Origin of the sequence: Pseudarthrobacter humi (assembly GCF_024294965.1) — a bacterium.
Classification (GTDB): Bacteria; Actinomycetota; Actinomycetes; order Actinomycetales; family Micrococcaceae; genus Arthrobacter; species Arthrobacter humi.
Genome location: NZ_JANCLV010000016.1, coordinates 70,528 through 85,525 on the forward strand (window position 1 = coordinate 70,528; position 14,998 = coordinate 85,525).

Below are 14,998 nucleotides of genomic sequence, written 5' to 3' on the forward strand. Positions count from 1 at the left end.
AAATCATGGCCAACAACGGTCGCCGGTCGGTCAAAGCAAAGAAGGGGCCAACCATCGGAACCGGTGGTCATGGCCGTAAGGCCCTGGAAGGCAAGGGTCCCACGCCCAAGGCGGAGGACCGCCCGTACCACAAGGCGCACAAGAGCAAGCAGCTGTCCGAGCGTTCGGCCGCCAAGCGCGGCACGGGTGCCCGTAGCGCCGGCGCCTCCCGCACGGGCCCCAAGGGCCGCGCCACCGAGGAAGTCGTCACCGGCCGTAACTCCGTGGTGGAAGCCCTCCGCGCCGGGATCCCCGCGAAGGCCCTGCATATCGCTATCCGGATTGAAATGGATGACCGTGTCAAGGAGTCGCTGAAGATCGCCGCCGAACGCGGTATCCCGCTGCTTGAGACCGGCAAGCCCGAACTTGACCGCATGACGGACGACGCCATCCACCAGGGCCTGGTCCTGCAGATCCCGCCGTACGAGTACCAGGACGCTTATGACCTGGCCGAGGAAACCGTGGAACGCTGGAAGAAGGGCCACGTATCCAACGCCCCGCTGTTCGTTGCCCTGGACGGCATCACGGACCCGCGCAACCTTGGCGCCATCATCCGCTCCGTCTCGGCCTTCAGCGGCCACGGCGTCATTGTCCCGGAACGCCGTTCCGTCGGCGTCACGGCCTCGGCCTGGAAGACCAGCGCCGGCGCTGCCGTGCGTGTTCCGGTGGCGCGTGCCGCCAACCTGAACAGCGCCCTGAAACAGTTCAAAAACATGGGCATCTTTGTCCTGGGGCTCGACGGCGACGGCGACGTTTCGCTGCCTGACCTCACCCTGGCCGCCGAGCCCGTCTGCATTGTGGTCGGTTCCGAGGGCAAGGGCCTGAGCCGCCTGGTCCGCGAAAACTGCGACCAGATCGTCTCCATCCCGATCAACTCCGCCATGGAATCGCTCAATGCCTCCATGGCCGTTGGCATCTCGCTGTACGAAATCTCCAGGCAGCGCGCCGTCAAGTAGTCCTCGGTGCGGGAATCGGGACGGCGGACATCCTCCGCGTGCTGCGCCCACCGTCTCCCTAGCCTCGCAAGCTCGGCCAGGGAACCCGGACGGTGTGGGCCCACTTCGTCGCTCTGACGCACGCTTCCGGATGCCCGCCCTCCCGCGAACGCTCTCTCACCTTTGGCGGGATAAACAGCAACGCTCTCTCACTTTTTCGGCCGGGGGAGCGTTGCTGATTCCATAGAGTCCCGGCGGTTTGCCCGGACCCTTGGGCGTCGTCATAAAAGCGCCGGTGCTGTTCAACAGCCGCTGGCCGCTACCATGGACGTGATGGTCATGCCGCTTTTCGATACTGCTTCCACCAGGGATGCCTCTTCGGCATATCCGCTCGGTGTCAGCGTCCCGCGCCCGGGCTCGGGCGCGGATTACGGCGTGCAGTCCAGCGCCAACGTCGCCGTGTACGCCCCGGCCGTGGAGAACCTTGAGATTGCCTACAAGGCCCCCGGCAGCGAGTGGCATCTGCAGACCCTGCCCAATGTCACGCACGGCGTGCACCATGGAATTGTTGAGGATTTCCCGTACGGATCGCTGTACGGCTTCCGTGCCACGTCCAAGGCGGACCCGTTGCCGCTGGCGGTCCCCATCGTGGACCTGGACGACGACGGCGGGCAGCCTCTTTTGCTCGATCCTTACGGCCGGGCAGTGGACCAGCGGGAGGGTTTCCTGACGAGCGTCCGGATGGCCGGCGATTTTGACTGGGGCACCGATGAACGGCCCCGGACGCAGTGGCGGAACACCATTATCTACGAGGCCCATGTCCGCGGCCAGAGTATGCTGCATCCCGATGTCCCCGAGGAGCTGCGTGGCACCTACGCCGGAATGGCTCATCCGGCCATCATCGAGCATTTCAAGAGCCTGGGCATTACCGCTGTCCAGCTGCTCCCGGTGCACTTCCACCTCGATGAGCTGCATCTGCAGGACCTCGGCCTGACCAATTACTGGGGCTACAACACGGCCGCGTTTTTCGCACCGCATGCAGCCTATGCGACGCAGGCGGCGCAGGATGCCGGACCGCACGCCGTCCAGGACGAGTTCAAGGGAATGGTCAAGCTGCTCCACGCGGCAGGGCTGGAAGTGATTCTCGACGTCGTCTACAACCACACTGCCGAAGGCGGCCCGGACGGCCAGGCCATCAGCTTCCGCGGACTCGGTGAGGACACGTACTACCGAACGGATGGCCACGGGAAGTACATCGACACTACGGGCTGCGGCAACAGCCTGAATTTCGGCCAGCCCAGGGTGGTCCAGTTGGTGCTGGATTCCCTCCGGTATTGGGTGGACGAATTCCACATCGACGGCTTCCGTTTCGATCTGGCTGTGACGCTCTGCCGGAACGCGGACAACGAATTTGATCCCGGCCACCCGTTCCTGGTGGCCGTGGCCGCCGATCCAGTGCTCTCGGATGTGAAACTCATCGCAGAGCCGTGGGACGTCGGCTACGGCGGCTGGCAGACGGGACGGTTCCCGGGCGGCTGGGTTGACTGGAACGACCACTTCCGGGACGGCGTCCGATCGTTCTGGCTTGCCGACAGGGCAGCTATCGAGGCCGGGGGCCAGGGCGGGTCGGTGGCACGTCTGGCTGATGCCCTGTCGGGTTCCGCCGGGCTCTTTGAGGCGTCGGGCCGTTCCCGGCTGGCGTCGGTCAACCTGATCACCGCTCATGACGGCTTCACGCTCAACGACCTCGTGTCCTATGACCGCAAGCATAACGAGGCCAACGGCGAGCAGAACCGGGACGGCCACGGGGATAACCGCAGCTACAACCACGGCTTCGAAGGCCGGAGCGAAGACGAGAGCATCGTGGCGAAGCGGGCGCAGTCCCGGCGGAACCTCATGGCGTCCCTGATGATTTCGCTCGGTGTGCCCATGATCACCGCCGGCGACGAGCTGGCACGCACACAGCAGGGAAACAACAACGCCTACTGCCAGGACAACCCCCTGGCATGGCTCGACTGGACGCGTACGCCGGAATCCGCAGAGATGCTCCGCAGCACCAAGCGCTACATCCGGCTGCGCAAGGAGTTCCTGGCAAGCCAACCCCATGATTTTCCCGCCCGGGATGAGCAGTCCTATATCTACTGGTTTGATCACTCCGGGCAGCCCATGTCCATGGACCAGTGGAACGATCCCCGGCACCGCGTCATGCAGTTGCTGCTCGGCTCGGACGACGGCACCGTGGCGGGCCTCGTGGTGGTCAACGGCGGTACCTCAGATGTGACGATCACGCTTCCGGACCTCAAGAACGACGACGGAACGCCCCGCAGGATGTTCGAACTCCGGCTGACAACGTCGCCGCTTCACGAGCTTCGACAGGGCAGCCGCGTGGCATCCGGCGAGACGGACAGCGTCGAGGCGAACTCGATCAACATCTACCGCACGTAGCTGCGGAGGGGACCAAAATTGCGCAACCGCTCCATTGCCCTGCTGCTGACCGGGCTGCTGGCCATCGCGGTGTTCGCGTTCGGCGGCCCCGGGCTCCTGGAGACCCTAACGGGAAGTACGACGCCGGCAGCCGGTTCCAGCGCGGTCCCGGTGCCGGGCCCTCCCGTCCATGGTCCTGCGGAGGTTCCGGCCCCGGAGGTAGTCCCTGCCAACCCGTCCGGGCTGCCCGCGATCAAGGAATCCCAGTTGCCGGCCGAAGCACGGACTACCCTCGCGGCCATCCGTGCCGGCGGCCCCTACGGCTACAGCCAGGACAACGAGACGTTCGGCAACTTCGAGCGCATTCTCCCGCGGCAGGGCTCAGGCTATTACCGCGAGTACACCGTGCCCACCCCGGGCGAATCCGACCGGGGAGCCCGCCGCATCGTCACCGGTTCCGAGGGCGAGAAGTACTACACGCAGGACCACTACGACTCGTTCAAATTCATCGCAGAAGGCAGCTGAGCACGCTCATGAAAATTTACTCCGCCGACACCTGGACCATCGAAGAACTCCAGGAACAGGTCGCCGACGCCGGCCGCCGCAGCCTGGTGGTCCCCGCCGCCGACAGCAAGAAGGCTGTTCTGGAAACCTTCGGCGAAGTGCTCGCCTTCCCTGAGCATTACGGCGTGAACATGGACGCCCTGAACGACTCCCTGCACGATTTCGCGGACAGCATCGGCGAGAACGGTAGCGCCCCGGTCACAATCCTTTGGCAGGTGGCCGCAGCGTTCCGGGGGGACAGGTCCTTCGGGATCATCTGCGAGGTCCTCCAGGATGCCGAAAGCTACGCCGGCCGTGACCTCGCGGTCACGGCCGTGCTGCTCTAGGTATGACGGCGGGACTCAGGCGTTGACGATCAGCCCCAGCTCCGCCTTGGAAGCCAGTGCCTCGTGCCGCGGCAGGACGCGGACGGTGTAGCCAAAGGGACCGGAGCGGTCGATGACCAGCGAGCCGCTGAACAGGTGGCGCCCCTCGCCCAGGTCCTCTTTCGAGTTCAACTCCATCAGGGTGACGTCCGCCAGCGTGTCGCTTTCCTCGGCACGGCCATAAGCCACTTCCACGGACACGTCCTCCGGTGAGAGGGTGTGCAGCGCGATGTAGGCGTTCACCTGCAGGGTGTCCCCGATCTGCGGGTCCTCGGAAACGCCTACGGAGTCCACGTGTTCGACGTGGATCAGAGGCCACGCCGAACGTACCCTGGCAGTCCATGCCGCCAGCACTCGGGCCTGGGCGTAGGAGTTGGCAACGGCCCTGCGTCCGGCCTCGGCGGCGGGCCGGTAGAGCACGTTGACGTAGTCGTGCAGCATGCGCTCCGCGGAAACGGCCGGGCCCAGGTGGGACAGCGTGTGCTTGATCATTGACACCCAGTGCGTCGGGACTTTCTCGGTGCCCGTGGTGGACGGTCCGGCAGCACCTGCGCTGTCAGACACCGTGTTCCCATAGAAGCGTGGCGCCACCTGGGTTTCCAGGAGTTCGTACAGCGCCGCGGCCTCGATGTCGTCCCGCTCTTCGGGGGACGCGTCGTTGTTGGCGGTAGGGATCGCCCAGCCGTTCTCGCCGTCGTACATTTCATCCCACCAGCCGTCCATCACCGAAAGGTTCAGCGAACCGTTGATGGCGGCCTTCATGCCCGACGTACCGCACGCCTCCAGGGGGCGGAGCGGGTTGTTGAGCCACACGTCGCAGCCCGGGAACAGCGTCCTGGCCATTGCGATGTCGTAGTTCGGCAGGAACGCGATGCGGTGGCGGACCTCGGGGTCGTCGGTGAAGCGGACCAGATCCTGGATCATTTTCTTCCCGGCGTCATCTGCCGGGTGGGACTTGCCGGCGATCACCAGTTGGATCGGGTGTTCCGGATGCAGCAGCAGCGCCTTGAGCCGGTCCGGCTCGCGAAGCATCAGCGTCAGGCGCTTGTAGGTGGGGACGCGCCGGGCGAAGCCGATGGTCAGCACGTCGGGGTCCAGGACGCTATCGGTCCAGCCCAGCTCGGCGTCGGCGGCGCCGCGTTTCTTCCATGCAGCCCTGAGCCGGCGGCGTACGTCCTCCACCAACGCGGTGCGCATTTCACGGCGCAGCGCCCAGACGTCTGCATCGCTGACGTTGTAGGCAAGGTCCCAGCGGCCCAGGGCTTCGGCCTCGGTGCCGAACTGTTCCCTCGCGAGCCGGGAGATGCGCCCGTCGACCCAGGTGGGCACGTGCACGCCGTTGGTGACGGACGTGATGGGCACCTCGGAGTGGTCGAACCCCGGCCACAGGGCCGAGAACATCCCGCGGGACACCTCACCGTGGAGCTTGGCGACGCCGTTGGCCCGCTGTGCCAGCCGGAGTCCCATCACCGCCATGTTGAAGACGGACGGGTTGCCGTCGGCGTAGTTTTCCCGGCCCAGTTCCAGGATCCGGTCCACGGGTACGGCCGGTGCCAGCCCGGCCTGGAAGAAGTGGTGGATCTGGGAAATCTCGAAACGGTCGATGCCGGCCGGAACGGGGGTGTGGGTGGTGAAGACCGTGGACGCCCGGCCGGCGGCGAGGGCTTCGTCGAAGCTGAGGGCGGCGTCGCCGGCCATCAGTTCCTGGATGCGCTCAATCCCCAGGAATCCGGCATGGCCCTCGTTGGTGTGGAACACCTCGGGCGCGGCGGTTCCGGTGAGCTGCTGGTACGCGCGCAGCGCCTTGACTCCGCCCATCCCCAGCAGGAGCTCCTGCTGGAGCCGGTGGTCTCCGCCGCCGCCGTAGAGGCGGTCGGTGATGCCGCGCGCGGCGTCGTCGTTACCGGGAACGTTGGAGTCCAGCAGCAAGAGGGGAACGCGTCCGACGTCGGCGCGCCAGATGTGTGCCAGCAGCCGACGCCCGTTGGGGAGCGGGAGCGAGATCTGCAAAGGCCGGCCGTTGCCGTCTGCAGACGGCTCACGAAGCAGAGTGAGGGGGAGGCCGTCAGGGTCGAGCACCGGGTACGTTTCCTGCTGCCAGGCGTCGCGGGAGAGTGACTGCTTGAAGTAGCCCGCCTGGTACAGCAGGCCAACCCCGATCAGGGGCACACCCAGGTCCGAGGCGGCCTTTAGGTGGTCGCCGGCCAGGATGCCCAGGCCGCCGGAGTACTGCGGCAGGACTTCGGTGATGCCAAATTCGGGGGAGAAGTACGCGATGGCGGCCGGGGCGTCCTCGCCCAGGCCCTGGTACCAGCGGGGCTGCTCAAGGTACCGGTCAAGGTCCTCGGCTGCGGCGCGGACCTGGTCCACGACCGACTGGTCGGCGGCGAGGCGCTGGAACTCTTCGCGGCTGACCCGGCCCAGGAAACTGATGGGATCCTGGCCGGACTCCTCCCAGATGCGGGGGTTCAGGCCAGCGAAAAGTTCACGGGTGGGCCGGTGCCAGGACCAGCGCAGGTTGGTGGCCAACCGGGCCAGCGGCCTGATGGGTTCCGGGAGGACTGTTCTGACGGTAAATCTGCGGATTGCCTTCACCTGCGCCACACTAACCGACAACATCAACGTCCGGAACCGCTTTGGCTTTCTTTTAGGTAAATGACAGTTGGCGTGGCGGATAAGTCGAATCGCCGCGACAAAAAGCAGCGCAGGCTTAGCAATCTCGGCCATTTCTCGCTAACGTCGAGCCTGTGACGACTAACTCAGTAACCCCTGCCGCCTTAAAGAAAAAGCCGAAAGGCAAAATCACCGACGGGCTAAGATTTGGCCGGTTCCCGATCACCGCTGTGCAGCCTGCGGTGGAGGGTGGGAAGTATCCTGCCAAGGCCTTGCCGGGGGAGGGAATCGTGGTGGGTGCCACCGCTTTCCGGGAGGGGCATGACCAGCTGGGTGTCAGCGCGGTCCTGCTGGATCCCCGGGGGAAGGAACGCCAGCGCGTGAGGCTGGCGCCGCCCAGGGGGGAACGCGGCCTCGGTACCGACCGCTGGGAGGGCATCCTCACGCCGTCGGCTGTTGGAAACTGGACGTTTTTCATCGAGGCCTGGCACGACCGCTACGGAACCTGGCACCACAACGCCGAGGTCAAGGTGGCGGCAGGCATCGACGTGGAGCTGATGCTCGCCGAAGGATCGGCGCTGCTCTCGGAAGCGGCCGCGGATGCCTCCCGCAACGCGTCGGACCGGCGTACCCTGCGCATGGCATCTTCCATTCTGGGCAACGGGTCCCTCACCGATGAAGAGCGTCTGGCAGCCGGCTTCGGCGCTGACGTGGCCGCCGTGGTGGAGCGACAGCCGATCCGAGAACTGGTCACCGTTTCCGAGCAGTTCCCGCTGCTGGTGGAGCGCGATCTTGCAGGCCGCGGAGCCTGGTACGAATTCTTCCCCCGGTCCGAAGGCGCCGTCAGGGACGCCACCACCGGGGTGTGGACGTCCGGGAATTTCCGCACCGCGGCGAAGCGGCTGGACGCAGTGGCGGAAATGGGCTTCGACGTTCTCTACATGCCGCCGATCCACCCCATCGGTATCCAGCACCGCAAGGGCCCCAACAACACCCTGATTGCCGGCCCGCATGATCCCGGCTCGCCCTGGGCCATCGGCGCCAAGGAAGGCGGCCACGACGCCATCCACCCGGAACTGGGCACGTTCGAGGACTTCGACGCCTTTGTTGCCCGCGCCAACGAGCTGGGCCTGGAAGTCGCCCTGGACCTGGCGCTGCAGGCCGCGCCGGACCACCCATGGGTGCAGTCCAACCCGGAATGGTTCACAACCCGGGTTGACGGGAGCATCGCGTACGCGGAAAATCCGCCCAAGAAATACCAGGACATTTTCCCGCTCAATTTCGACAATGATCCGGAAGGGCTTGCGAAGGAAATCCTGCGGGTCGTGTTGCTGTGGGTCAGCCACGGCGTGAAGATCTTCCGGGTGGATAATCCGCACACCAAACCGGTGTGGTTCTGGGAATGGCTCATTGGCCAGGTCAACAAAAAGACCCCTGGCGTTGTGTTCCTCGCGGAAGCGTTCACGCGCCCTGCCATGATGCACGCCCTGGGCCGGGCGGGCTTCCAACAGTCCTACACCTACTTCACGTGGCGGAACACCAAAAAGGAACTCGAAACCTACTTCACTGAGGTCAGCCACGAGTCGCCGGCGTACTTCCGGCCCAACTTCTTTGTCAACACGCCGGACATCCTCACGGAATACCTGCAGTTCGGCGGTCCGGCCGCGTTCAAGATCCGTGCCGCATTGGCTGCCACCGCCAGCCCCCTCTGGGGCGTTTATGCCGGCTACGAACTCTATGAGCATGTTGCCCGCCCCGGCGCGGAAGAGTACATCGACAACGAGAAATTCGAATACAAAGCCCGCGACTGGGACGCTGCCGCTGCCTCAGGACGCACCCTGGCGCCGTACCTGACCAGGCTCAACGAGATCAGGCACAACCACCCGGCGCTGCTGGACCTGCAGAATCTCACGGTCCACCACAGCACCGACGACGCCACAGTGGTGTACTCCAAGCACAAGACCCTGCCGGACGGCACCAAGGACACCATCATTGTGGTTGTCAACGTCGATCCGCACGGCATCAGGGAGAGCACCATTTCGCTGGATCTGGCTGCACTGGAACTGGACCCCAAGGATCTGTCGCCCAATGGCGGGTTCCGGGTGGATGACCTCATTTCCGGCGAATCCTGGGAATGGGGCGAATACAACTACGTTCGCCTGGACGCGCACGTTGAACCCGCCCACATCCTGAGCGTGAGGAGATTGCATCAGTGAGCTTTAACCCGCAGAGTTCCAGCCAGCATTTCACCCCCAAGAGCACGTTTGAGCTGAACGCCCCTGGCCTGGCCCACGATCCGCTCTGGTATCGGAAAGCTGTGTTCTATGAGGTGCTCGTGCGGGCCTTCGCGGATGCGAACGGCGACGGTTCGGGCGACTTCTCCGGCCTGATCGACCGGCTGGACTACCTGCAGTGGCTTGGCGTGGACTGCCTGTGGCTGCCGCCGTTCTTCCAGTCGCCGCTGCGTGACGGCGGCTATGACATTTCGGACTACAACTCCGTCCTGGATGAGTTCGGCACCATCAGCGACTTCAAACGGCTGGTGGCCGAGTCCCATGCCCGCGGCGTCCGGGTCATCATTGACCTGCCGCTGAACCACACCTCGGACCAGCACCCCTGGTTCCAGGAATCGCGCAAGGACCCGGACGGTCCCTTTGGCGACTTTTACGTGTGGAGCGACACGGACGAGAAGTACCAGGACGCCCGCATCATCTTCGTGGACACGGAGGAGTCCAACTGGACCTTCGACCCCATCCGCCGGCAGTTCTTCTGGCACCGCTTCTTCAGCCACCAGCCTGACCTGAACTTTGAGAACCCCAAGGTCATCGAAGCGCTCTTTGACGTGGTCCGTTTCTGGCTGGACCAGGGCATCGACGGTTTCCGGGCGGACGCCATCCCGTACCTCTTCGAGGAAGAGGGGACAAACTGCGAAAACCTGCCGGCCACCCATGACTTCCTGCGCAAACTGCGGGCCATGGTGGACGAAGGCTACCCGGGCCGCGTCATCATCGCCGAGGCCAACCAGCCGCCCAACGAAGTGGTGGAGTACTTCGGAACAGCGGAAGAGCCCGAATGCCACATGGCCTTCCACTTCCCGATCATGCCGCGCCTCTACTACGCCCTGCGGGACCAGAAGGCCGCTCCGATCATCGAAACCATGCATGACACCCCGGAGATCCCCGAAGGGGCGCAATGGGGAACGTTCCTCCGCAACCACGATGAACTGACGCTGGAGATGGTCACAGCCGACGAGCGCGCGGCGATGCTGGGCTGGTACGCCCCGGACCCCCGGATGCGCGCCAACATCGGGATCAGGCGCCGGCTTGCGCCGTTGCTGGACAATTCGCGGGCCGAGATCGAACTGATCAACGCGCTGCTGCTGTCGCTGCCCGGCAGCCCGTTCCTGTACTACGGGGACGAGATCGGCATGGGGGACAACATCTGGCTCGATGACCGCGATGCTGTGCGCACCCCCATGCAGTGGAACCCGGACCGGAACGCAGGATTCTCCAACGCTGATCCCGGCAAGCTCTACCTGCCTGTCATCCAGTCGCTCGTGTACAACTACGGCATGGCCAATGTGGAAGCCGAGGCCGCCCACTCCGGTTCCCTGCTCCGCTGGACCCGGCAGATCCTCAGCGTCCGCAAGAACCACCCTGCCTTCGGGCTGGGCGCGTTCAAACATGTCGAAGCGGACCACGACGCCGTGGTGGCGTACCTCCGGGAACTTTCGGAGGACAACACTGCGGGGCTGCCCGGCGAATCCATTCTGTGCGCCTTCAACCTTTCGCAGCACCCCGTCGCGGCAAAACTGCGGATTCCCCAGTTTGCCGGCCGCGGACTCCGCGATGTGTTCGGCGGTCAGCCGTTCCCCGGAATCGACGACAACGGATCACTGACGCTGACCCTGGGAAGCCACGATTTCTTCTGGCTGCGGATCCGCTCTGCGACATCCAACCCGGCCTCCCCGTACACGCAGGCACTGCCCATCCTGTCCATCGAGAACTGACATGGCCCAGCCCACCCTCACAGCCCCGCTAAGCGCCGTCCTTCGAGAATGGCTTCCGCACCAGCGGTGGTTCCCCGTGAAGACAGCCGATTTTTCGCTGGAACAGGCAGGCAGCCTGAGCCTTGAAGATGCCGCCGGGCAGGCCCGGCTGGAGATCTTCCTGCTGGCTGTTTCCTCCCGGACGGCCGACGGCGGACTCCGCACTGACCTGGTCCAGGTCCCGCTGAGTTACCGGGCAAGTCCGCTTGCCGGAGCGGAGCGGGCACTGGTGGGCCAGGCCCCCGGGGCCGGCATGGCCTGGATCTACGACGCCGTGCATGATCCCTCCTTTGTGTCCTCCTGGCTGGAGCTGATCCGGTCCGAAGCGGGCTCAAGCACGGGTTCGGCGACGGGCCACCGCACCAGGTCGGGGCACCGCCTGCCTACCGCCCACGGAATGGTCAAAGTCCTGTCCGGCGAGCAGTCCAACAGCTCTGTCATTGTTGACGACGGCGAGTCCGCGGCGATCGTGAAATTCTTCCGCGTCCTCTCCGAAGGGATCAACCCCGAAGTCGAGGTAGGGGCGGCACTGACGGCCCAGGGCACCTCCGAGGTTCCGGCCACGCTCGGGTGGGTCCGCGGGGAATGGCAAGCGCCGGCGTCATCGGGGCTCCCGGCACAGGAGCCATCGCAGGGCGAGCTTGCCGTAGCCCACGAATTCCTCGCCGGCGGCCGCGATGCTTGGCGCCTGGCCGTGGATGCCGCGCGCACCGGTACTGATTTCACCGCCGAGGCGCATGCCCTTGGCGCCGCCACAGCCACAGTCCACCGGCGGCTGGCCGAAGCACTGGGCACAGCGGTTGAACCGGCCCCGGGTCAGCTCATTGCGCCCGGAGTAGCCCAGCGGGTCCGGCAGGCATGGGCGGAAGCCAGTGCCGCCGTCGGGCCTTACGACGACGCGCTTGAGGCTCTGCTTGGCGAGCTCGACGGCGTGCCGGCAGGGCCGCTGCAGCGGATCCACGGCGATCTCCACCTCGGGCAGATCCTGCAGGTCCCCGGCCACGGCGGCCAGCCCGGCCGGTGGGCCATCCTTGATTTTGAAGGTGAGCCACTGCGGCCCATCGCCGAACGCAACTTCCCCGATGTTCCGCTCCGGGACGTGGTGGGAATGCTGCGTTCCTTCGACTATGCGGCGGGAGCGGCGGAACGCGAATATCAGGGTGCCCGCGTTCCGGCTTCCTGGGTCGATGACTGCGCGGACGCGTTCCTTGCCGGCTATGCCGCAGTCACACCCGGCACCATCGACCGGACTTCACCGCTCTTTGTGGCATTGTGGCTGGACAAGGCCCTTTACGAAGTCGTTTATGAATTGCGGAACAGACCTGACTGGCTGGCCATTCCAACGAATGCGTCCAGGCGGCTCCTCAGCGTTAAAGGCTCCGGCGATCAGTCCGGAGCAGCATCGGAAGGTATGAAAATGACAGGCTCAGCACGTACAGACCGGCCCCGGGTGCCTCTTCACGTGGACCCGGACACGTTGGCCCGCGTGGCGAACGGCGAACACCACGCGCCGCACTCGGTGCTCGGCGCCCACCTGGACGACCACGGCCATGTGACGGTCCGGACGCTTAAGCACCTCGCGGAGGCAGTGAGCGTGGTGACTGCCGCGGGCTCAGTGCCCATGACCCACGAGAACAACGGGGTATGGGTGGCAGTCCTCGAACCGCTGCAGGCCGGCCACGTCCCCGACTACCGGCTGGAAGTCACGTACGCCGGTGCCGCGCCCCTGACCGTGGACGAGCCGTACCGTTACCTGCCCACCGTGGGTGAAGTGGACCTGCACCTGATCGGCGAGGGCCGGCACGAGAAACTCTGGGAAGTCCTGGGCGCGCACGTCCAGCACTACAAGTCCTCCCTCGGCGATGTTGACGGCGTCTCCTTTGCCGTCTGGGCACCGAACGCGCAGGCCGTCCGCGTCAAAGGCGACTTCAACGCCTGGGACGGCCGCGAAAATTCGCTCCGCTCCCTGGGATCCTCAGGCGTGTGGGAAGTCTTCCTTCCCGGCGTTTTAGCAGGAGCGTGCTACAAATTCGAGATCAAGTCCAAGAGCGGGCACTGGGTCGAAAAGGCGGACCCCCTAGCGTTCGGGACCGAAGTCCCGCCGCTGACGGCGTCTCGCGTAGTGGAACCGTCCTACGTCTTCAAGGACGCTGAATGGATGGCGGCACGCGCCCAGCGTGACCCGCACAATTCGCCGATGAGCGCTTACGAGGTCCACCTCGGATCCTGGCGCCTTGGCCTGGGCTACCGAGAGCTCGCCAAGGAGCTGGTGGACTACGTCAAATGGCTGGGCTTCACGCACGTTGAGTTCATGCCCGTGGCCGAGCATCCCTTCGGCGGCTCCTGGGGCTACCAGGTGACGTCCTACTTTGCGCCGACGTCGCGCTTTGGCCATCCCGACGAATTCCGGTTCCTGGTGGATTCCCTGCACCAGGCCGGAATCGGTGTGCTGCTGGACTGGGTCCCGGCGCACTTCCCCAAGGATGCCTGGGCGCTGGCCCAGTTCGACGGCGAACCCCTGTACGAGCACGCCGACCCGAACCTGGGCGAGCACCCCGACTGGGGAACGCTGATCTTCGACTTCGGCCGCACCGAGGTGCGCAACTTCCTGGTGTCCAACGCGCTGTACTGGCTTGATGAGTTCCACATCGACGGACTCCGGGTTGATGCGGTGGCCTCGATGCTGTACCTGGACTATTCGCGCGAAGACGGGCAGTGGTCGCCCAACCGCTTTGGCGGACGCGAGAACCTGGAAGCCATTTCCTTCCTCCAGGAAGTCAACGCCACCGTCTACAAGACCCACCCCGGAGCGGTGATGATCGCCGAAGAGTCCACGGCCTTCCCCGGTGTCACCGCCCCCACCAGCCACGGCGGCCTGGGCTTCGGGCTTAAGTGGAACATGGGCTGGATGCACGACTCCCTCAAGTACGCCTCTGAGGACCCGGTCAACCGGAAGTGGCACCACGGTACGTTGACGTTCTCCATGGTCTACGCGTTCACCGAGAACTTCCTGCTCCCCATCAGCCACGACGAAGTAGTGCACGGCAAGGGCTCCATGCTCAGGAAGATGCCGGGGGACCGCTGGCAGCAGTTGGCCAACCTGCGCGCCTTCTTTGCCTACCAGTGGGCGCACCCGGGAAAGCAGCTCATTTTTATGGGCACCGAATTCGGTCAGGAGGCTGAATGGTCCGAGCAGCACGGACTGGACTGGTACCTGGCCGACATTCCGGCGCACCACGGATTGCAGCTCCTCACCAAGGACCTCAACGAGCTCTACAGCTCGACGCCGGCCCTCTACGCGCGGGACAACGAGCCGGGTGGTTTCCAGTGGATCAACGGTGGGGACGCCGACCGTAACGTCCTGACGTTTGTCCGCTGGGACAAGGACGGCAATCCGTTGGTGTGCGCCATCAACTTCTCCGGCGGGCCGCATGTGGGCTATGTCCTCGGCGTTCCCGCTGCCGGGGGCTGGACCGAAGTGCTCAACACTGATGCTGCAGCCTATGGCGGTTCGGGTGTTTTGAATGGCGGCGAGCTGGTTGCCCTGGACGAAGGGCTTGATGGCCAGCCGGCATCGTTGACCGTGACGCTGCCGCCCCTGGGTGCGGCGTACTTCAAGCCCGTTCCCGTGGCGGCCGGCGGACCGAATAGTGTGAACCCGCTCTCTTAAGTGCGCGGCGAAAAGCCCGGAATTCCTTGAGATTCCGGGCTTTTTGCTGTCCTCAGGGTGGGGGTGCAGGGGGCTGTTCGGGGCTTGGTTGGCCATCCCGGCAAAGTGGTGGTAGAGTTTATTTCCGCGCTGCTCCACGGAGTCAGACCGAAAAAACCGACACGAAAGCCTTAGGCTGTGAACGTCGCGGATGCCGGTTTGACAAGGATGAGGCCAGCGGGTAAGTTTGAAAAGTTGCTCCGGAGCGATCCACGGCCGATTGAATTGGTTGTGGTGGTGCCGGGTGTGTCTGTTGTTTGAGAACTCAATAGTGTGCCAAGTTTGTTGATACCAATTTATT

General features: G+C 64.9%; 8 protein-coding genes. 7 read left to right on the forward strand and 1 reads right to left on the reverse strand.

Annotation, left to right across the window (positions count from 1 at the left end; translation table 11 throughout):
• Positions 1–5: 5 nt before the first annotated feature.
• From rlmB to NFC73_RS18180, 4 genes are all read left to right on the forward strand, one after another.
• Positions 6–995: a 23S rRNA (guanosine(2251)-2'-O)-methyltransferase RlmB gene (rlmB, locus tag NFC73_RS18165; RefSeq protein ID WP_254752483.1), complete on the forward strand. Its 990-nt coding sequence runs from the start codon at positions 6–8 to the stop codon at positions 993–995.
• Positions 996–1,307: 312 nt separating this feature from the next.
• The gene (glgX, locus tag NFC73_RS18170) at positions 1,308–3,419 is read left to right on the forward strand and encodes a glycogen debranching protein GlgX (RefSeq protein WP_254752485.1); all 2,112 of its coding nucleotides are present in this window, start codon (positions 1,308–1,310) and stop codon (positions 3,417–3,419) included.
• A gap of 18 nt (positions 3,420–3,437) precedes the next feature.
• Positions 3,438–3,923: a guanyl-specific ribonuclease gene (locus NFC73_RS18175; protein ID WP_254752487.1), complete on the forward strand. Its 486-nt coding sequence runs from the start codon at positions 3,438–3,440 to the stop codon at positions 3,921–3,923.
• A gap of 8 nt (positions 3,924–3,931) precedes the next feature.
• Entirely contained in the window at positions 3,932–4,288 is a 357-nt protein-coding gene (locus NFC73_RS18180) for a barstar family protein (RefSeq protein WP_254752489.1), read from the forward strand.
• A gap of 15 nt (positions 4,289–4,303) precedes the next feature.
• Here the strand turns inward: NFC73_RS18180 and glgP are convergent, their stop codons facing one another.
• Complete coding sequence (gene glgP / locus NFC73_RS18185; RefSeq protein WP_254752491.1) at positions 4,304–6,922, reverse strand: alpha-glucan family phosphorylase; 2,619 nt, start codon at positions 6,920–6,922, stop codon at positions 4,304–4,306.
• 152 nt (positions 6,923–7,074) lie between these two features.
• On the opposite strand from glgP, the gene NFC73_RS18190 reads away from it, so the two are divergent.
• The 3 genes from NFC73_RS18190 to NFC73_RS18200 are packed head-to-tail and all read left to right on the forward strand — an operon-like array spanning position 7,075 to position 14,658.
• Positions 7,075–9,156, forward strand: coding sequence for an alpha-1,4-glucan--maltose-1-phosphate maltosyltransferase (locus NFC73_RS18190; RefSeq protein WP_308292694.1), 2,082 nt, complete (start codon positions 7,075–7,077; stop codon positions 9,154–9,156).
• The gene (treS, locus tag NFC73_RS18195) at positions 9,153–10,949 is read left to right on the forward strand and encodes a maltose alpha-D-glucosyltransferase (protein ID WP_254752493.1); all 1,797 of its coding nucleotides are present in this window, start codon (positions 9,153–9,155) and stop codon (positions 10,947–10,949) included. The genes NFC73_RS18190 and treS overlap by 4 nt, the downstream gene beginning before the upstream one ends.
• 1 nt (position 10,950) lies before the next feature.
• Entirely contained in the window at positions 10,951–14,658 is a 3,708-nt protein-coding gene (locus NFC73_RS18200) for a 1,4-alpha-glucan branching enzyme (protein ID WP_254752495.1), read from the forward strand.
• Positions 14,659–14,998: the final 340 nt, after the last annotated feature.

Coding starts and splice junctions, on each gene's coding strand:
- NFC73_RS18180 (WP_254752489.1), top strand. CDS start 3,932: ATGAAAATTTACTCCGCCGACACCTGGACCATCGAAGAACTCCAGGAA.
- rlmB (WP_254752483.1), top strand. CDS start 6: ATGGCCAACAACGGTCGCCGGTCGGTCAAAGCAAAGAAGGGGCCAACC.
- glgX (WP_254752485.1), top strand. CDS start 1,308: ATGGTCATGCCGCTTTTCGATACTGCTTCCACCAGGGATGCCTCTTCG.
- NFC73_RS18200 (WP_254752495.1), top strand. CDS start 10,951: ATGGCCCAGCCCACCCTCACAGCCCCGCTAAGCGCCGTCCTTCGAGAA.